We start from the raw sequence: 17,478 nt of genomic DNA, 5'->3' as shown, positions 1-17,478 counted from the left end.
CGGAGGTTAAGTAGCGGTCCCTAACTTCTGGCCGCTCCCCTCCCGCAGGCGGGAGGGGTTGGGGAGGGGGAGGGATTGGAGTCTCACCGAGACCATTGCCCATGGCAGCCCCCCACCCCAAACCCCTCCCCCGTCCCGGAGGAGGGGCTTAAGGCTTAAAATATCGACCACTCCAGGATCGCGGGTTCCTTCGCGTGCACCGTCATGCGCAGGAACCGCGCCTTGCCCCGATGGCGCAGCGTGATCGGCGAGCCACTGACCCCCTTTTCCGCCGCGACCTCACGCCAGTTCTTGCCATCCAGCGAGGCCTCGATCCGCAGATCCTGCGGCTGAATCACGAAGGCCGGGCGAATCCGGCTTTCCCGCACGTCGCGTACCCCGCCCAGATCGGCGGTCAGGACCGGCGGCTTCCCCGCCTCGGGCCGCCACGCGGTCGCGTAATTGTCGTCCGCCGCCAGCGCGTCGGCCCCCTTGCCCATCCAGTGCAGCCCCCGGTCACGCTTCGCGGCAAAGGCCGGGATCACCGGGTCATGGGCGGGCCGCACCGTCTCCAGCATCCCGTCGGCGCGCACGGTCAGCGGATCGATCGCCACCTGCCGCAGCACCCGCTCGCTCCCCATCACGAAGGGCAGGGCCTGGCGGTGATAGAGGATATAGGACCGGCCCTTGTCGGCGAAGATCGCATGATGGCCAGGGCTGATGATCTGCCGGGCCGCATCGGTTTGCAGGATCGGGCTGTTCGCCGCCTCGGTGAACGGCCCCATGGGTGACGAACCGACCGCGTAGCGCACCTTGTAGGTGTCCTTGGTCGTGTTGCCATCGCTATAGGTCAGCAGGTATCGCCCCTTCTCCTTCACCATGAAGGGGCCTTCGAAATAGTTGGCCGGGGTCACGTCGCGGGGCGCGCCGTCGAAATGCACCATATCGGGCTTCAGCTTCACGACGAAGCAATGCCCGTTGGTCCAGTTCAGCCCTGATCCCCAATACAGATAGGCCTGGCCGTCATCATCGACGAACGCCTCGGCGTCGATCATGTGATAGTCTGGCGCGAAATCGCGCGCGATCAGCGGCTTGCCGCCATTCGCGTCCGCCCAAGGCCCCGCCGGCGAGGAGGCCGAGCCGACCCATACCTCGCTGCCGACCGAGACATACATATACCAGCGACCGTTCGCCGCCTTCACGACCGAGGGCGCCCAGACCTTGGCATCGCCCGAGCTCGGGCTGGTCGCCGCCTGCTTGGTGGGCCAGTTCGGCTGCGAGAAGGTCCAGTCTCGGCCATTGTCCGAGGTCCACAGCCCCAGACGGTCATCGCCCCACGGATCGATCGTGGCGAAGATATACCAACGCCCCCCATCGCGCACGATGGAGGGGTCGGCGAAATAACCGGGGAGCAGCGGATTGCCCGCCCCCGGTGTATTCCACATGGCTTCGCGCCGGGGCGCGGCAGGCCCCGCCGATCCCATGACCGCCACGGGGGCAAGCAGGACGGCGGCGAGCAGTGCCCCGACGCGCGCCGTCATCAGCGCAGGTCCAGCATCACGACCGACTTGGCCGGCACCTGCACCGTCAACATGCCACCCGACAGCGTCGCGCCGTTGAACGGCTGCGGCGCGATCTGGTTGGGCGCGTCGAAGGTGTTGTGCGCATCCATCGTCGTACCGGTCAGGATACGGCCCGACACCTGGCCCGCCGTCACGCCGTCCAGCTTGACCGAAACGGTCGCCGCTTGGTTGGGATCCACATTGGTCAGGCCGACATGGACCACGCCCGCCTTGTCGCGCACGGCCGAGGCGCTGACCGCCTTCATCACCCACTGGTCCTTGTTGTACCAGCGCGACTGGACATCGACCGGCAGGACGGTGGCGTCCTGATAGTCCTTGTACATGTCGAACACCCAGTAGGTGGGCGTCTTCACCATGCGCGCGCCATCGGTCAGCAGCATCGCCTGAAGCACATTCACCATCTGCGCGATATTGGCGCCGCGCACGCGGTCGGCGTGACGCGCGAAGATGTCGAGGTTCAGGCTGGTGACGATCGCGTCGCGAAGCGAGTTCTGCTGGAACAGGAAGCCCGGATTGGTGCCGGGTTCGACATCATACCAGGTGCCCCATTCGTCGACGAGCAGCGCGACGCGCTTGCGCGGATCATATTTGTCCATGATCGCGGCGTGACGGCTGATCAGCTCTTCCATCTTCAGCGTCTTGGACAGGGTGCGCGCCCAGCTTTCCTCGTCGAAGCCGGTGGCCGGACCCTTGTTCCCCCAATTGCCGGGAATGGTGTAATAATGGATGCCGATGCCGTCGAAATGACCGCCGGCGTCGCGCATCATCACTTCGGTCCAGTTGTAATCATCGCTGTTCGCGCCGCTGGCGATCTTCATCAGACTCTCGCCGGCGGGCACCTTCAGAAAGGTCGAATAGCGACGGGTGATGTCGGCCGCATATTCGGGCCGCATATTGCCGCCGCAACCCCACAGCTCGTTGCCGATGCCGAACATGGCGAGCTTCCACGGCTTGTCGCGGCCGTTCTTGCGGCGCTCCTCGGCATAGGTCGATTTGGACGGGAAGGTCATATATTCGACCCACTCGGCCATTTCGGACGGCGCCGCCGAGCCGACATTGCCCGAGACATAGGCCTCGGCGCCGACCAGCTCGGTATAGTTCATGAACTCGTTGGTGCCGAAGCTGTTGTCCTCGGTCACGCCGCCCCAGTTGGTGTTGACCTTGGTCAGGCGCTTGGCCTGCGGGCCGACGCCTTCACGCCAGTGATATTCGTCGGCGAAGCAGCCGCCCGGCCAGCGGATGACGGGCACGCGAATCGCCTTCAGCGCGTCGATGACGTCGCGGCGATAGCCGTTGATGTTGGGGATCTTGCTGCCCTTGCCGACCCAGATGCCGGGATAGATGCCGGTGCCCAGATGCTCGGCGAACTGGCCGAAGATGCGCTTGTTATAGACCGCCCCGGGGCGATCGCCATGCACCGCGACCGTCCCCCCCGAGGTCGCCGGTGCCGTCTGCGCCGATACCGTGGTCGCGACCAGCGTGGCCGCCGCCGCGATCAGAAACTTCGTTGCCCTTTTCATGGATTCTCCTCTGCCTGTCGCGGCATGATGGCTTATTGTCCGAGTAAAGAATAGCCCTATTGCGCCTCGGTCGCGCGCGCCGGTCTGGCCCGATCGGGTGTCGTGCCTTCGCCGGTGAAGGGTTCGAGGCGGAAGGCGACACGCGTCGGCTCCAGCCGGGTGCGGTACTTCATGTGCGGCTGGCCGACATGGCTCCAGGTCGTGTCGCCGCCGACGCCCCATTGCGCGGCATCGACGATCAGCGTCGTCTCGCCATGGGGGACGATGTCGGTCGACTTCCACGTCCCCGGCGCACGGCGGTAGAGATCGCTATAGGGGAAGGCGAGCGCCTGCATCATCAGCGGTTTGGCTGCCCGGACGCGAAGCCCCGCCCCCTCGCCCGACAGCTCCATCCAGCGGACGTCCGTCTTGTTGCCGGTATCCTGCGGCCGCATGTAATCGTGATTTTGCTCGGCGATGGCCCCGCGCCACAGTCCGATCGCGGCTGAACTCTGACGGTCGACATAGCTTTCGTGCGGGCCGCGACCATACCATTCCACCGTCTTCATCGCGGTGGGCATGGTGTACCACAGGCCGATACGGACCGGCGGCGGCAGGTCGGATTTCAGCGGCACGAACTGCCCGTCGACATCGACCGCCCCATTGCCGGTCATGGTGTATTTCGTCACGAAACGCGCCGCGCCCGCGCCCATTTCATGGTCGACGGTTATGCTCCGGTCGGGGCCGACGCTGACACTGCGCACCTGATAGCGGCCGTTCATCGTCAGCCACGGCCCCTGCTGCGCGACCGTACCATTGGCGGTGTCGTTGTCGGTTTCGGCGCGGACGAAGTTGGGCTGACCGCCCTTGGCCAGCAAGCGACCGCCCGCCGCATAGCGCGTGACGAGCCCGGTCTTGCGATCGATGACCAGCTCCGCGCCATTCGCCGACAGGGTGACGCTGTCGGCGCTGTCCGCGACGGCGACCTTGCCCTTGGCCGCCAGCGGCATGACGGGTCCGTCGGTCAGGGCGAACTGCTCCCAGCCGACGACGTAATTCGCCGGGACCGCGCGGATCGTGCCGTCCTTGGCATGCGCACGGACGGTCAGCAGATATTCCGCCCCCGGTTCCCGCGCGAATTTCGGCGCCAGCGCTACCGTCTGCACCTGTCCCGCCGCCGTGGTCAGCGCGGGCAACTGCCCGGTCGCCACCGCGACGCCGTTCTTCTCGACCACCCAGTCGAAGGTGAAACCCGACAGATCGATAAAGTCATGACGGTTGTGTACAATCAGCCGTCCGGTCTTCGCATCATAGCCGTCGAAGCGGATCGGCGACTGGACCTTCTGCACCTCGTAGAGCTGCGGATTGGGCGTCCGGTCGGGCTGGTTCAGCCCGTCGCCGAACTCGATATCGCCGCCCGGATTGGGGCCGTACTCGCCGCCGTCACCCCAGTAACGCCGCCCGTCCTTGGTATAGCGGTACATGGACTGGTCGACCCAGTCCCAGATGAAGCCGCCCTGCAGCTTGCGGTGGGCGTAGATCGTGTCCCAATAATCCTTGAAATTGCCGCCCGAATTGCCCTGCATATGGGCATATTCGCACTGGATCATCGGCTGGGTGCGCGTCGGGTCCTCGGCCCAGTCGACCATCTTTTCGATGTCGTCATACATGGGCGCATAGATATCGACATAGTTGTTCGGCTGGTGGCTCCAGTCGAGCGTGCCCCAACCGAGATAGGAGATCAGCCGCGAGCGGTCGCGCTGTCGGATCGCCGCCGCCGCCTTTTCGAAATTGGGGCCGATCCCCGCCTCGTTGCCCAGCGACCAGAAGATGATCGAGGGGTGGTTCTTGTCCCGCTCGACCATGTTCATCACGCGGGAGACGTGCGCGCCCTCCCAGGCGGGATCGAAGCCGATCTGATACTTGCCCCGCTCGCCGCCGTGTCGGTTGCCCTGCTCCATATAGGCGTGGCTCTCGATATTGGCCTCGTCCATCAGATAGAAGCCGTACTCGTCGGCCAGCGCCAGGAAGCGCGGGTCGTTCGGATAGTGCGAGGTGCGGATCGCGTTGAAGTTGTTACGCTTCATCAGCTCCAGGTCGCGGCGCATCGACTCTTCGGAGATGACGTGGAAGGTCACCGGATCATGCTCGTGCCGGTTGACGCCGCGGATCATGATGCGGCGGCCATTGACCATGACCTGCCCGTCCTTGATCTCGACGGTGCGGAAACCGATCCGCTGCGGCGTGGCCTGCACAACCCGGCCGTTCGCATCGACCAGTTCGACCAGCAGCGTGTAGAGATTGGGCGTCTCCGCCGACCAGCTGCGCACACCCGGCACCGCCGCCTCCAGCGTGGCCGAGGTCGCGCCCTTCGCCAGCGCCACGTCGCGCGTCACCACCGTCCGCTCGCCGTCGAGGAGCGTCATCCGCGCGGTCATCGCCTGCGAGAGCGCGGGCAGCGCCAGCTCGGTCGACAGCGTGCCGTCGCGATAGCTCTTGTCGAGCCCCGCATGGACGAACAGATCGTCGATCCGCGCCTTGGGTACGGCGCGTAAGTAAACCGAGCGCTCGATCCCCGAGACGCGCCAGAAATCCTGATCCTCCAGATAGCTGCCGTCCGACCAGCGATGGACGCGGATCGCCACGACATTGCGGCCGGGCTTCACGAAGCGGGTGAGATCGAATTCGGAAGGGAGCTTGGAGTCCTCGGAATAGCCGACCTCCTGCCCGTTGACCCACACCCGGTACGCCGATCCCGCCGCGCCGATGTGCAGGATCACATCCTGTCCACGCCACCCCTCTGGCAGGGTGAAATCGCGGCGATAGGAGCCGGTCTCATTGTCTTCGTGCGGCACCAGCGGCCGGTTGGCGGGGAAGGGATAGGTGATGTTGTTATATTTGGGCTGGCCGTACCCCTCGGCCTGCCACATGGCGGGGACGGGAATCGTCTTCCATTTCGACACGTCGTAATCGGGCCGCTCGAACCCCTTGGGCGCGCCGTCGACCGAAGGGGAAAAGGCGAAGGACCAGGGTCCGTCGAGGCTCATATAGCGGCTGGAGCGCGACCGGTCGCCGGCAAGCGCCAGTGCGCGGCTTTCATAAGGAAAGGCGGTGGCGGTCGCGGGGCGGGTATTGCGGGCATTGACCGCCGGATTTTCCCAGTCGGGGCGGCTGGGATCGACCTGCACCGCCGCCACCTGCGGTCCCCAATCCTGCGCCGCCGCCGCTGTCGCCAGACCGACCACGGCCACGCCCGCCGCCCATTGCCGCTTCATCGCCATCCCCTTTGTCCATCCGCGATCCTGCCGGAGATCGCTATCTTTTGTCTGATTTATAAGCAGATGAATTTTCTGTCACAAGACCGAAAAGCCCCGGTTGCCGAAAGCGTCCTGTAAGGATTTCCATCGATTTCATTTCGATGGTCGGATTGACGCCGTGGTTTCAGCTGCGATTATAGTCTGACGTTTGGCCGCGTCACGACGGCCATGGAAAGGGAGAAGGATCGATGAGGCGCAACCGGATGTCCACCGCGATGCGTCGGCATGGCCGCGCGCCGGCCGCGATCCTCGCCCTATCATTCCTTGCCCCGTCATTTCTTGCTCTGTCATGGGGTGGTTCGGCGGTCGCGCAGGGGCCGGACACGCTCCCTGCCGCCATCGCCGCCGAGCGACCGGTGCCGATCACGCTGCGCCCCGCGATCGATCGCCCCTCCACGGTGTTCGAGGGCTGGGGCACCGCGCTCGCCTGGTTCGCGCATGTCACCGGTGGCTGGCCGGAGGCGGAGCGAACGCGGCTGGCCGACCTGTTCTACGGCACCGATGGCCTGGGCTGGACGATCGCGCGCTACAATATTGGCGGCGGCAATGCGGCCGACACCCCGCCCTATATGAAGGTCGGGCGCGCGGTGCCGGGCTTCTGGCGACAGCCGTCGGGGGTGACGGGCAAGGACTGGTGGCGCGCGGACAATCCGCAACATTGGGACTGGAACCAGGACGCCAATCAGCGCTGGTGGCTGGACGCGATCACCGCGCGGGTGAAGCAGCCGATCTTCGAGGCGTTTTCCAACTCGCCGCCCTGGTTCATGACGGTCAGCGGCCGGGTATCCGGCGCGGAAAAGGGCACCGACGACAATCTGCGTTCCGGTCAGGAACGCGCCTTCGCCGACTATCTCGTCCGCGTGACCGACGAGTTGCAGCGGCGGCACCGCATCACCTTCCGCACCCTGTCGCCGGTCAACGAGCCGAACACCGATTATTGGTTCGCCGCCAATACGCAGGAGGGCGCACACTGGTCCCCCGCACGCCAGGCGCAGATGATCGACGCAACCGCCGCCGCGCTGAAGGCCAGGGGGCTCACCACGGTGGTCGGCGCACCGGACGAAACCGCCTCCAACCTGTTCGTCGAGGACTGGGCCGCCTATCCGGCGTCCACCCGCGCGGTGATCGGGCAGCTCAACGTGCACAGCTATGGCACCGTCCACCAGACGGCGGTGCGCGACATCGCCCGCGCCTCTGGCATTCGGTTGTGGATGAGCGAGAATGACACCCCGCTGTCCCGCGACCCGGAGGATTTCACCGGCATGGCGACCCCCCTCGCCTTTGCCGAACATGTCGTGGGCGACATCAAGCGGCTGGAACCCGCCGCCTGGGTCTTCTGGCAGGCGATCGAGGATCTGAGCGCCCGGAACGGTCAGAAGGGCTCCAACTGGGGCATCATCAAGGCCGATCTGCAAGGCGCGGCGGACAAGCCGCATGCCATCCATGTCACCGGCAAATACTGGGCGATGGCGCAGTTCAGCCGCTATATCCGCCCGGGCGACCGGTTGGTGCCGGTGGATGATATGGATAGCGTAGGTGCGCTGTCCGCCGATGGTCGGCGGCTGGTGCTGATCCACGTCAATCCGGGGCTGTCGCCGCGTCCCCTGTCGGTGGCGGTGCCGGGGAATTGGCGGCGGCGGATGATCGTCACCGATGCGAGGCATCAGGCGGTGGAAGTCGCAGGGGACGTTGCACCGCCTCGGTCGATCGTGACATTGATTCTGACGCGGTGAGGGCTGAGCGTGGCCTTCGACTTCGCTCAGGCCGAACGGAGGTTTGCGAGGGGACTTGTCAACAGCCGTTCAGCCTGAGCGAAGTCGAAGGCCAAGGGAATCGCCTGACCGCTAGATTGCGGGTTCGAGTCCTGCCGGGCCCACCATCACATCCCCGCATCGGGATCGGTCAGCCCGATCATCCGCCGCCCCGCCCGCCTGGCGAAGTTCAGCGTCGCCTTCTTGCGCACATGCGCGGGCAGCGGCACGCTATGCGCCTCACGCACGATCACGGCGTCGTAGCGATCGGCGACGATGATCCCGGTCCGCTCAGGGAGAAAGGCCGCGCTTTCGAGCGGCGTCCAGTCGAACCCCGCCGGCACCGCCCAGTAGAAACGGTCGCAATGCGCCAGATAGTCCGGCCATTTGCCGTCGCCCAGCATATCAGCGCGCGAAACCTTGATCTCGACCACCACCACCTGCCCGCGTGCGTCGAGCGCCATGAGGTCGGCGCGGCGGCCGCCCTCCAGCGGGACTTCGGGAATGGTGATCAGATCGTGGCGGAGCAGCATCCGGGTGACCCCGCGCGCGACATCGGCGGCGCAGAGCGGGGAGCCGGGATCCTCGACGCACGAAGCGGGCGGCATGTCCAACATGCCACCCGCTTAGAACATTTGCCGAACAAACGCAAAGCCCCGCCAAGCGGCCGGGCCGGTCGGATCAGCGATAGAAGATGTGATTGCCGATCGCCGCGACCTTCTGGACGCGCACGCCGGGGCGGTTGCCGGGCGTGTTGAAGAACAACGCCTTGCCGGCCGGACCGTCCCAGGCCTGGGCCAGCGCGACCTTGGCGACCGCGACGGCGGTGCGATAGGCGCTGCGCGACGGGCTGATCGAGGGGATTTCACCGCGACGCACGAAGCTGAACTGGCCGCGCTGCTTGATGACGTCGCACACGCCAGTCGGGAAGCGGCCCGACTTGGTGCGGTTCAGGATCACCTGCGCGACGGCCAGCTGGCCGGTGAGCGGTTCGCCCTGGGATTCGAAATAGATCGCACCGGCGAGACAGCGGAGCTCTTCGCTCGACGCGATATCGTCCTGGTCGGCGACCGCTTCGGCCAGCGACGCATATTCGCCGTCCTCATCCGCTTCGGATGCCGGCGACGATTGCGAAACCTGGGAAAAATCGGGAAGCGCGGACATGGTGGCCCGGGCGCTTTGGGGAACCATCGCCAATTCGGCGGCGTTGATCCCGGAAACAGTCATCGCACTGACTGGAGTGGCGGCACCGCCGGCGATGTTGGTCGCAAGGCTGGGGGTGCTGGTGGCGAGAAGACCCGCCAGAGAGAGAGCCATGGCCGCAGACGCCGCGACTCGCTTGAAAACCGTCATTCACTCAAACAGACATGCGGTTGGATCACGGACCCGAGCATTGCCGAATGGCGCTCGTCCGGGCTTCCCCCCGACTGCGTAACCGACCGGATCGCACCCAGCGCGGCACAACGCGAATTTGTGATGCGGGGCTCCTGGCCGATCCGGCCGGGTTCGTCAATGTTGCAGGATCGTTTCAGCGGCGAAGCGTTCCGCCGCAGCGCCATCCAGTTCGATCACCCAAAGATCGGGATCGCGCGCGCGCCGGCGTTGCCAATAGCCGATGACATCGTTTGCAGGCGTCGAATCGATCAGCGCAGTCCGACCATCGGGGCCGATGCCGCGCTCCAGCACCCGTTCGCGACGGTCCGCATCGACAAGGATCAACAGGATGCCGCCGGCTTGCGCATCCCCCCTGGCCAGGACCATGCCCATGCCGCCGCTGTCGTTCATCCGGCGCAGCAAGGCCGTCACCAGCATCCCGCTGGGCAGGCGTGCGTCGTCCATCACTTCAGGCGGTCCGATAGCCGGGCAGGTCGGCCAGCGCGATCTGCGAGCGCATGAAGGTGCCGGTGCCGCGCGCGACCTCTTCGCCGCTGGCATCGATCAGCCGCGCATCGGCGACGAACACCCGCCGCCGTCCGCTGACCCAGCGGCCCTCGGCCACCACCGCGCCGGCCTTCATCGGGCGGGTCAGCAACAGGTTGAACTGGGTAGTCAGCAGGAAGCGATCGGTGACCAGGCTGTTGCAGGCGTAGAAGGCGGCGTCGTCGAGCATCTTGAAATAGCTCGTGCCATGCGCCGCCCCCGCCGCGTGATAATGGCGCTCATCCACCCGAAAGCGGATGCGCGCGATGCCGGGTTCGGGAATGTCGAGCGTCGAGTCGAAAAGACGATTGATCGGTGCCTGGGCGTAGAGCGTCTCGAGAGCCCGGAAATGCGCCGCCTCGCCCTCAGGCTGCGTCACGCGCCTCGTCCTGGGTCAGCAGCGCCCAGATCGCGTCGGGCGATCCCGCCCCGCGCAGCTTGGTGACAAAGCCCTTGTCGCGCAGCCGCCGCGACACCCGTGCCAGCGCCTTGAGATGCGCTGAGCCGGCATCGGCGGGCGAGAACATCGCGAAGACCAGGTCGACGGGCATATCGTCCACCGCCTGGAAATCGATCGGCTGCGCCAGGCGCACGAAGACGCCGACGATCTGCGTCAGCCCGTCGACCTTGCCATGCGGGATGGCGACACCGCCGCCGAAACCGGTCGAGCCCAGCTTCTCGCGCTCGACCAGCACATCGGTCAGGACCTTGGCGTCCTGCCCCGACGGACCGGCGGCCGCCGCCGCCAGGGTCTGGAACAGCAGTTTCTTGTTGGCCGCCGAAACGCCGGCCAGCACCGTATCGTGGCGCAACAGGTCGCTGAAATCATTCATGCTCGTTTTCCGATGCGCCCCCGCGCAGGCCGCGCCAATAGCGGCCCGCGCGGGAGAACGATAGGGGCTTATCCTTCAGAGCCGCCCCGTTGTGGTTCAACCCAACCGATGGTTCCGTCGCCCCGGCGATAGACCATGTTGTACGAACCGGTGCCCGAATTCTTGAACAAAAGGGCCGCGGTATTGCGCAGATCGAGCATCATCACCGCGTCGGACACGCTGGCATCGGGAATATCCACACGGGTCTCGGCGATGATCAGGGGTGCATCGCCCGCCTCGTCTTCGTCGACCTGTTCGGCGAACAGCGTATAGCCCGCATCATAGGCCCCCGCCTCGGCCAGTTCGATCGCCTGACCGGCATTGCGGTCCTTCAGGCGGCGGGAATAGCGGCGCAGCTGCTTTTCGATCTTGGTGGCCGCACCGTCGAAGGACAGATGCGCATCCTGCGCGTCGTGACGTCCCTTCAGGACAAGGCCGCGGGTCACATGCATCACGATGTCGCATTTGAAGCCGACATCGTGCGGACCCGTCCCGAACGTCACCTCGGACGAGATGGCGCGGGCGAAATATTTCTCGGCGATACCCTGAAGCCGGTCCGTCACATGGGTCCGCAGCGCGTCGCCCGTTTCGACCTGATGACCAGAAATCCGGATATCCATCACTTTCTCCTCAACTACTCGACTGGGACGGTCCTTTTGGCCTGTCCCGTGGCGTCAACCGGACGCCTCGGCCCCCCAAATCGGATCGGCGATCCCCTTTAAGAACGCGGCATGCGCGGCAAGTTCCGCGTCGCTGGGGCGGAAAACACGGGGCGGGCGCACGATGGCGGGGGTGCGGGTGACGGTGACCGTCGCGGTCCCCTGCCCCGCATCGTCCGCAAGCAGACCCAGGCCGATCTGCCGCCCGCCCATCAGCTCGACATAGACCTGCGCCAGCAGCTGCGCGTCGAGCAGCGCGCCGTGCAGCACGCGGTGCGACCGGTCGATGCCATAGCGCGAGCACAGCGCGTCGAGCGTATGCTTGGCACCGGGATGCTTCTGTCGCGCGATCGCCAGCGTATCGACCATCCGCGTCTTTTCGCAGACAGGCGGAAAGCCCAGCGCGCCCAGCTCGCCATTGATGAAGCCGAAGTCGAAGGTCGCGTTATGCGCGATCAGCGGCGCGTCGCCGATGAAGTCCAGAAACTCGGCCACGCCCGCCGCAAAGACCGGCTTGTCCTTCAGGAACGCGTCGGACAGCCCGTGGACAGCCTGCGCCTCGGCGGGCATCGACCGTTCGGGATTGAAATAGGCGTGATAGGTGCGCCCGGTCTCGACCCGGTTGACCAGTTCGACACAGCCGATCTCGACCAGCCGGTCGCCTTCCGAAAATTTGAACCCTGTCGTTTCGGTGTCGAAAACGATCTCTCTCATCCACCGACTATCGGCCTTCGGAGTCCCGCATGCAAGTGATCAGCCGCCGCACCGCGCGCTTTGTCTCGGCCAGCGGAATGTCGGTCGCGATGACATGATCGGCGCGCGCGCGCTTTTCCGCATCGGGCAGCTGACGTGCGAGAATCGCGGCGAATTTCTCGGGCGTCATGCCTGGCCTTGCCAACACCCGCGCCTCCTGCACGGCGGCGTCTGCCGATACGACCAACACCTTATCCACAGATTCGTCGCCACCCGTTTCGAACAACAGCGGCACGTCGACGACGACCAGCGGCGAGTCGGCATGATCGCGCAGGAAGGCGGCGCGCGCGGCCTGGACCGCCGGGTGGACGATCCCCTCCAGCCGCCGCATCGCCGAGTCGTCGCCCAGCACCGCGCGGCCCAGAGCGGCGCGGTTCACTCCGCCCGAATCGGTGGTGCCGGGAAAGGCCGATTCGATCGCAGCGACCAGGGCGCCGCCGGGGCCTTGCAACGTGTGGACACAGGCATCGGCATCGAACACCGGCACGCCTTCGTCGCGGAACATCTGCGCGACGGTGGACTTGCCCATGCCGATCGAGCCGGTCAGCCCCAGAACGATCATCCGAGCAGCAGCGCCCGCAAGTCCTCGTCGCGGTCGCGCGGCGGTTCGGCACCGAAGAACAACTCGAACGCCACCGCCGCCTGGCCGATCAGCATCTCCAGCCCGTCGATCGTGTCGAGATCGCGCGCCCGCGCCGCCGCGAGCAGCCCGGTTTCGAGCGGCGCATAGACGATGTCATAGACCACCGCGTCCTCGGGCAAGGCCGACAGGTCGAGGTCGAGCGGTGGCTGGCCGGTCATGCCCAGGCTGGTGGCGTTGACGACCAGCGCCGAGGGCGGCACCGCGGCCCCGATCGGCAGCGCCTGTCCCTTCAGACCAAAGGACGACAGCAAGGCCGCGCCCTTGAGCACATTGCGGTTGAACAAGGTCACCGGCCCGACGCCCATCCGCGACAGCGCGAACAGGATCGCGCGCGCCGCGCCCCCCGCCCCGATCACCGTCACCGGCTGCCCCGCCAGATCGAGTTCGCTCAAGGGCGCGTAGAATCCCGCCGCATCGGTGTTGGTGCCGACCAGCGCGCCGTCCTCTGCGCGGATCACGGTGTTGATCGCGCCGATCGTGGTGCGGACGTCGCCACGATCCTCGACATGCGCGAGCGCCTCGACCTTATGCGGCACGGTGACGTTGCACCCGCGCCAGTCGGGATCGGCCTTGCGCTCGGCGAAATAGGTGGCCAGCCCCTCGGGCGTGACGTGGACCGCGCGATAATCGACGTCGAGGCCCAACACCTCGGCCCAGAAATTGTGGATGAGCGGCGATTTGGAATGGCTGATCGGGTCGCCGATCACCTCTGCATAGGGCTTGGTCATGGAAATTCCTGTCAGGCGGGCATCCAGCCGCGCTCGCGCAAATAGTCCAGCACGGGCAGCAGCGGCATACCGAGAATGGTGAAATGGCTCCCCTCGATCCGCGAGAAGAGCTGCACCCCCGGCCCCTCGATCCGGAAACAGCCGACGCAGCCCGCGATTTCGGGCCATTCTTGGGTTAGATAACGGTCGATGAAGGCGGGCGAGAGCGGGCGGACATGGAGCCTGGCGCGCTCGACATGTCGCCAGACGGGGCGGCCATGCTCGGCGATGACGGCGGCGCTCCACAATTCATGGCTCCCGCCGCTCATCCGCGCCAGATGCTCGGCCGCCTCTTCGCGGCTCTCGGGCTTGTCGAGCAGCGTGCCGTCACTGAGCGCCACGATCGAGTCCGACCCCAGCACCGGCACCGGCCCGGCATTGGCGGACACCTTCACCGCCTTCATCTCGGCGAGCGCATCGGACAGGTCGCGCGGGGACGAACCCGCCATCGCCGCCTTGACGCTGGCTTCGTCGACACGGGCGGGCAGGGCCTCATAGGCGACCCCGGCGGCGTCGAGCATCGCCCGGCGCGAGGCGCTTTGCGAGGCGAGGATGATCATGCGTCGGACTTTCGTTGATTGACGAGGGAGATGATCGCCGCCGCCGTCTCCTCGATCGAGCGGCGGGTGACGTCGATCACTGGCCAGTCATTGTCGGCGAACATCCGCCGCGCGAAGGTGAGTTCGCGATTGACCGCCTCCTGCTCGACATAATCGGTGTCGGGCGCCTGGTTGAGCGAGAGCAGCCGGTTGCGCCGGATCGCGATCAGCCGGTCGGCGCTGGTGGTCAGTCCCACGACCAGCGGCCTTTTCAGCGTGAAGAGGAACGGCGGCGGCGGGCTTTCGACCACGATCGGGATGTTGGCGGTCTTGTAGCCGCGATTGGCGAGATAGATCGACGTCGGCGTCTTGGACGAACGGCTAACGCCCGCCAGCACGATATCGGCCTCCTCCCATTCCTCCCATGCGATGCCGTCGTCATGCGCGATGGTGAACTGGATCGCGTCGACCCGCGCGAAATAGGCGGCATCGAGGACATGCTGGCGACCGGGCCGCATCTTGGCCTGCACGCCCAGCAACCCCGAAAGCGCGGCATTGACCGGATCGAGCGGCGCCACCGTCGGCAGGCCCAACGCGTGGCAGCGGCTCTCCAGCACGCGGCGCGTCGTCGGGTTGACCAGCGTATAGATGACCAGCCCCGGATTCTGCGCGATCTCCTGCAGGATGCGCTCCAGATGGCTTTCGGTGCGGACCATCGGCCAGAAGTGCCGGACGGTTTCCACATCGTCATATTGCGCCAGCGCCGCCTTGGCGATGTTCTCCAGCGTTTCGCCGGTGGAATCGGACAGCAGGTGCAGGTGGAGCCGTGTCGTCATGCCCGCCCTAATGACTCTGTGGATAACATGGGAAGAATCGGTAGCGTAACTTCGCCGACCGGCCAAGCGGCTGGCGGCCGGTGGATAACGACCGATTCGTCCACAATGAATCTCACAGGCCCGATTCTTTTCCACAGCCTGTGAGTTACGGGGGTCATGAATCCGAATCCCGTTGAATCGGCGATTCCCCTTGAGTCAACGTGTTGGCATATCGGGGAGAGCCGCATAATCCCGACAACCAACGTGCCAACCACTTCAACAATCCATTCTTAGAATCTTCTTAGATAGAAGAAGGGGGGTCTCCTGACCGACGTCTCGATCCAAAAGCCCCTGCTCGCCGTGCTGTCGGGTGAGCGGCAGGCGACGCCACCGATGTGGCTCATGCGACAGGCCGGACGCTATCTGCCCGAGTATCGCGCGCTTCGGGCGGAGAAGGGCGGCTTCCTGGCGCTCGCCACCGATCCGGTCGCTGCGGCCGAGGTGACGGTGCAACCGATCCGCCGGTTCTGCTTTGACGGCGCGATCCTGTTCTCCGACATCCTGATGGTCCCCTGGGCGCTGGGCCAGGATTTGAGCTTCGGCGCGGGCGAGGGCCCACGTCTGGCGCCGGCGCTGGTCGATCATGCGCTGGATGCCCTTCAGCGTGTTCCTGAGCGGCTCGAGCCCGTCTATGCCACCGTGGCGGGGGTGAAGGCGCAATTGCCGCCCCAGACCAGCTTTCTGGGCTTTGCGGGCTCTCCCTGGACGGTCGCGACCTATATGGTGGCGGGGCAGGGGTCCAAGGATCAGGGTGAGACGCGGCGCTTCGCCTATGCCGACGCCGCCGGGTTCGGGGCGATCATCGATGCGATCGTTGAGATGACCATCGACTATCTGGCGGGGCAGGTCGCCAACGGCGTCGAGGCGGTGCAGCTGTTCGACAGCTGGGCGGGTTCGCTGTCGCCGGCACAGTTCGAGCGCTGGGTGATCGCGCCCAATGCCGCGATCGTCGAGGGTTTCCGCGCGCGCTGTCCGGGTGTGCCGGTGATCGGCTTTCCGAAGGGGGCAGGGGGCAAGCTGCCCGCTTATGCGCGCGAAACCGGCGTGGACGCAGTCGGGCTGGACGAGACGGTCGATCCGGTCTGGGCCGACACCTATTTGCCTAAAGGCCTGCCGGTGCAGGGCAATCTCGATCCGCTGGCGCTGATCGCCGGCGGCGAGGCGCTGGACGGCGCGGTCGATCGCATCCTGGCGGCCTTCACCGAGCGGCCCCATATCTTCAACCTGGGCCATGGCATCCTGCCCGACACGCCGATCGCGCATGTCGAGCGGCTGATCGCCCGCGTACGGAGCGCATGATGACCGGACTTCTCGGGGCCGCCTATGAATGGGTGAAGGCGGCGCATATCATCTTCGTGATCTTCTGGATGGCCGGGCTGTTCATGATGCCGCGCTATCTGGTCTATCACCAGGAGGCCCTGGTCGCGGGCGACGCCACTGATGCTGCGCGCTGGGTCGAACGTGAGAGCAAGCTGCGCTCGATTATCCTGACGCCGGCGATGATCGCGGTGTGGGTGTTGGGGCTGTTGCTGGCCGCCTCGCTGGGGCTGTTCTCGGACGTGCCGGGGCTGGGCTGGCTCCATGCCAAGCTGTTCTTCGTGCTTTTGCTCAGCGGCTATCATGGCTGGATGGTCGGCTATTCCAAGAAATTGGCGCGCGGGGTGACCAAGCTCAGCGGCAAGCAGCTGCGCATGATCAACGAAGTGCCCGCGCTGGCGGCGGCGTTGATCGTCGTGCTGGTCGTCATCAAGCCGTTCTGACCTTCTTGCTCCCCTCCCGTAAACGGGAGGGGTTGGGGGAGGGCAGGGAGTCTCACCGAGACCATCGCCTGCGGCTTTCCCTCCCCCATCCCCTCCCGCCTGCGGGAGGGGAGTAAGAAGGGGAGCCCTCCCGTTTACGGGAGGGCGTGAGTCTCATCGGGCGATGGGCTTTCCCCATTGACTTGGCGCAACCCCAATCCTAACTCCGGCGGTGTACGGCGCGGTCCTCGCGTCGCCTACACTTCCTAATCGACAGCCTCGTTTCGCCGCGATCCTCGCCGACCGACGCCCTCCGACCACCCGGACCGATCTCCATGCATCTGAAAGACCTGAAGAAAAAGACCCCCGCCGATCTCGTCCAGCTGGCCGAGGAACTGGGTGTCGAGAGCGCGTCCACGCTGCGCAAGCAGGACCTGCTGTTCGCCATCCTGAAGGAGCAGGCGGAAAAGGGCGATCAGATCATGGGCCTGGGCACGATCGAGGTGCTGCCCGACGGCTTCGGCTTCCTGCGTTCGCCCGAAGCGAACTACCTCGCCGGTCCCGACGACATCTATGTCTCGC

18 protein-coding genes are annotated in these 17,478 nt (G+C 65.8%); 4 read left to right on the top strand and 14 right to left on the bottom strand.

Annotation, left to right across the window (positions count from 1 at the left end):
• Window positions 1-155: 155 nt before the first annotated feature.
• The 3 genes from ACQKJZ_RS02750 to ACQKJZ_RS02740 are packed head-to-tail and all read right to left on the bottom strand — an operon-like array spanning window position 156 to window position 6,336.
• A complete protein-coding gene (locus tag ACQKJZ_RS02750; protein WP_427729888.1) occupies window positions 156-1,520 on the bottom strand; it encodes a family 43 glycosylhydrolase in 1,365 nt (454 codons plus the stop codon).
• Window positions 1,520-3,082, bottom strand: coding sequence for an alpha-N-arabinofuranosidase (locus ACQKJZ_RS02745; RefSeq protein ID WP_427729887.1), 1,563 nt, complete (start codon window positions 3,080-3,082; stop codon window positions 1,520-1,522). Before ACQKJZ_RS02745 ends, ACQKJZ_RS02750 begins: the two co-directional genes overlap by 1 nt.
• A gap of 56 nt (window positions 3,083-3,138) precedes the next feature.
• Window positions 3,139-6,336, bottom strand: coding sequence for a glycoside hydrolase family 2 TIM barrel-domain containing protein (locus ACQKJZ_RS02740; protein ID WP_427729886.1), 3,198 nt, complete (start codon window positions 6,334-6,336; stop codon window positions 3,139-3,141).
• A gap of 245 nt (window positions 6,337-6,581) precedes the next feature.
• On the opposite strand from ACQKJZ_RS02740, the gene ACQKJZ_RS02735 reads away from it, so the two are divergent.
• Entirely contained in the window at window positions 6,582-8,111 is a 1,530-nt protein-coding gene (locus ACQKJZ_RS02735) for a glycoside hydrolase (RefSeq protein ID WP_427729885.1), read from the top strand.
• Between the two features lie 146 nt (window positions 8,112-8,257).
• Here the strand turns inward: ACQKJZ_RS02735 and ACQKJZ_RS02730 are convergent, their stop codons facing one another.
• From ACQKJZ_RS02730 to ACQKJZ_RS02680, 11 genes are all read right to left on the bottom strand, one after another.
• The gene (locus tag ACQKJZ_RS02730; protein ID WP_427729884.1) at window positions 8,258-8,746 is read right to left on the bottom strand and encodes an MmcB family DNA repair protein; all 489 of its coding nucleotides are present in this window, start codon (window positions 8,744-8,746) and stop codon (window positions 8,258-8,260) included.
• 64 nt (window positions 8,747-8,810) lie between these two features.
• Entirely contained in the window at window positions 8,811-9,446 is a 636-nt protein-coding gene (locus ACQKJZ_RS02725) for a cell wall hydrolase (RefSeq protein WP_312489961.1), read from the bottom strand.
• A 192-nt stretch (window positions 9,447-9,638) separates the two neighbouring features.
• Window positions 9,639-9,968, bottom strand: a complete 330-nt coding sequence (locus ACQKJZ_RS02720; RefSeq protein ID WP_427729912.1) for a DUF1491 family protein — start codon at window positions 9,966-9,968, stop codon at window positions 9,639-9,641.
• Between the two features lie 4 nt (window positions 9,969-9,972).
• Complete coding sequence (locus tag ACQKJZ_RS02715; RefSeq protein WP_427729883.1) at window positions 9,973-10,428, bottom strand: PaaI family thioesterase; 456 nt, start codon at window positions 10,426-10,428, stop codon at window positions 9,973-9,975.
• A complete protein-coding gene (locus tag ACQKJZ_RS02710) occupies window positions 10,415-10,882 on the bottom strand; it encodes a PTS sugar transporter subunit IIA (RefSeq protein WP_183951602.1) in 468 nt (155 codons plus the stop codon). Before ACQKJZ_RS02710 ends, ACQKJZ_RS02715 begins: the two co-directional genes overlap by 14 nt.
• Before the next feature lie 68 nt (window positions 10,883-10,950).
• A complete protein-coding gene (gene hpf, locus ACQKJZ_RS02705) occupies window positions 10,951-11,541 on the bottom strand; it encodes a ribosome hibernation-promoting factor, HPF/YfiA family (protein ID WP_183951601.1) in 591 nt (196 codons plus the stop codon).
• Window positions 11,542-11,595: 54 nt separating this feature from the next.
• Window positions 11,596-12,294: a DNA polymerase III subunit epsilon gene (gene dnaQ / locus ACQKJZ_RS02700; protein WP_409787850.1), complete on the bottom strand. Its 699-nt coding sequence runs from the start codon at window positions 12,292-12,294 to the stop codon at window positions 11,596-11,598.
• Window positions 12,295-12,301: 7 nt separating this feature from the next.
• Entirely contained in the window at window positions 12,302-12,895 is a 594-nt protein-coding gene (gene coaE / locus ACQKJZ_RS02695) for a dephospho-CoA kinase (protein ID WP_427729882.1), read from the bottom strand.
• Window positions 12,892-13,704 carry a shikimate dehydrogenase gene (aroE, locus tag ACQKJZ_RS02690; protein WP_427729881.1) on the bottom strand — a complete coding sequence of 271 codons (813 nt, stop codon included), beginning with the start codon at window positions 13,702-13,704 and terminating at the stop codon, window positions 12,892-12,894. The genes coaE and aroE overlap by 4 nt, the downstream gene beginning before the upstream one ends.
• An 11-nt stretch (window positions 13,705-13,715) precedes the next feature.
• The gene (locus ACQKJZ_RS02685) at window positions 13,716-14,303 is read right to left on the bottom strand and encodes a Maf family protein (RefSeq protein ID WP_427729880.1); all 588 of its coding nucleotides are present in this window, start codon (window positions 14,301-14,303) and stop codon (window positions 13,716-13,718) included.
• Window positions 14,300-15,118, bottom strand: a complete 819-nt coding sequence (locus ACQKJZ_RS02680; protein WP_183951596.1) for a pyruvate, water dikinase regulatory protein — start codon at window positions 15,116-15,118, stop codon at window positions 14,300-14,302. Before ACQKJZ_RS02680 ends, ACQKJZ_RS02685 begins: the two co-directional genes overlap by 4 nt.
• A 318-nt stretch (window positions 15,119-15,436) precedes the next feature.
• On the opposite strand from ACQKJZ_RS02680, the gene hemE reads away from it, so the two are divergent.
• From hemE to ACQKJZ_RS02665, 3 genes are all read left to right on the top strand, one after another.
• On the top strand, window positions 15,437-16,456 hold the full coding sequence (gene hemE, locus ACQKJZ_RS02675; protein WP_427729911.1) for a uroporphyrinogen decarboxylase: 1,020 nt from the start codon (window positions 15,437-15,439) through the stop codon (window positions 16,454-16,456).
• Window positions 16,456-16,917: a CopD family protein gene (locus ACQKJZ_RS02670; RefSeq protein ID WP_427729910.1), complete on the top strand. Its 462-nt coding sequence runs from the start codon at window positions 16,456-16,458 to the stop codon at window positions 16,915-16,917. Before hemE ends, ACQKJZ_RS02670 begins: the two co-directional genes overlap by 1 nt.
• Before the next feature lie 314 nt (window positions 16,918-17,231).
• The coding region (locus ACQKJZ_RS02665; RefSeq protein ID WP_427729879.1) for a Rho termination factor N-terminal domain-containing protein at window positions 17,232-17,478 on the top strand (247 nt) is incomplete at its 3' end.

It is taken from the genome of Sphingomonas sp. NPDC019816, from assembly GCF_050274375.1.
GTDB lineage: Bacteria > Pseudomonadota > Alphaproteobacteria > Sphingomonadales > Sphingomonadaceae > Sphingomonas.
The sequence above is the reverse complement of the archived record's forward strand: the minus strand, read 5'-3'. Positions and strand labels throughout refer to the sequence as shown.

What these genes read in the sequence shown, in the direction of transcription:
- ACQKJZ_RS02750 (WP_427729888.1), bottom strand. Translation starts at nt 1,520, where the DNA reads ATGACGGCGCGCGTCGGGGCACTGCTCGCCGCCGTCCTGCTTGCCCCC.
- ACQKJZ_RS02745 (WP_427729887.1), bottom strand. Translation starts at nt 3,082, where the DNA reads ATGAAAAGGGCAACGAAGTTTCTGATCGCGGCGGCGGCCACGCTGGTC.
- ACQKJZ_RS02740 (WP_427729886.1), bottom strand. Translation starts at nt 6,336, where the DNA reads ATGAAGCGGCAATGGGCGGCGGGCGTGGCCGTGGTCGGTCTGGCGACA.
- ACQKJZ_RS02735 (WP_427729885.1), top strand. Translation starts at nt 6,582, where the DNA reads ATGTCCACCGCGATGCGTCGGCATGGCCGCGCGCCGGCCGCGATCCTC.
- ACQKJZ_RS02730 (WP_427729884.1), bottom strand. Translation starts at nt 8,746, where the DNA reads ATGTTGGACATGCCGCCCGCTTCGTGCGTCGAGGATCCCGGCTCCCCG.
- ACQKJZ_RS02725 (WP_312489961.1), bottom strand. Translation starts at nt 9,446, where the DNA reads ATGGCTCTCTCTCTGGCGGGTCTTCTCGCCACCAGCACCCCCAGCCTT.
- ACQKJZ_RS02720 (WP_427729912.1), bottom strand. Translation starts at nt 9,968, where the DNA reads ATGGACGACGCACGCCTGCCCAGCGGGATGCTGGTGACGGCCTTGCTG.
- ACQKJZ_RS02710 (WP_183951602.1), bottom strand. Translation starts at nt 10,882, where the DNA reads ATGAATGATTTCAGCGACCTGTTGCGCCACGATACGGTGCTGGCCGGC.
- hpf (WP_183951601.1), bottom strand. Translation starts at nt 11,541, where the DNA reads ATGGATATCCGGATTTCTGGTCATCAGGTCGAAACGGGCGACGCGCTG.
- dnaQ (WP_409787850.1), bottom strand. Translation starts at nt 12,294, where the DNA reads ATGAGAGAGATCGTTTTCGACACCGAAACGACAGGGTTCAAATTTTCG.
- coaE (WP_427729882.1), bottom strand. Translation starts at nt 12,895, where the DNA reads ATGATCGTTCTGGGGCTGACCGGCTCGATCGGCATGGGCAAGTCCACC.
- aroE (WP_427729881.1), bottom strand. Translation starts at nt 13,704, where the DNA reads ATGACCAAGCCCTATGCAGAGGTGATCGGCGACCCGATCAGCCATTCC.
- ACQKJZ_RS02685 (WP_427729880.1), bottom strand. Translation starts at nt 14,303, where the DNA reads ATGATCATCCTCGCCTCGCAAAGCGCCTCGCGCCGGGCGATGCTCGAC.
- ACQKJZ_RS02680 (WP_183951596.1), bottom strand. Translation starts at nt 15,118, where the DNA reads ATGACGACACGGCTCCACCTGCACCTGCTGTCCGATTCCACCGGCGAA.
- ACQKJZ_RS02670 (WP_427729910.1), top strand. Translation starts at nt 16,456, where the DNA reads ATGACCGGACTTCTCGGGGCCGCCTATGAATGGGTGAAGGCGGCGCAT.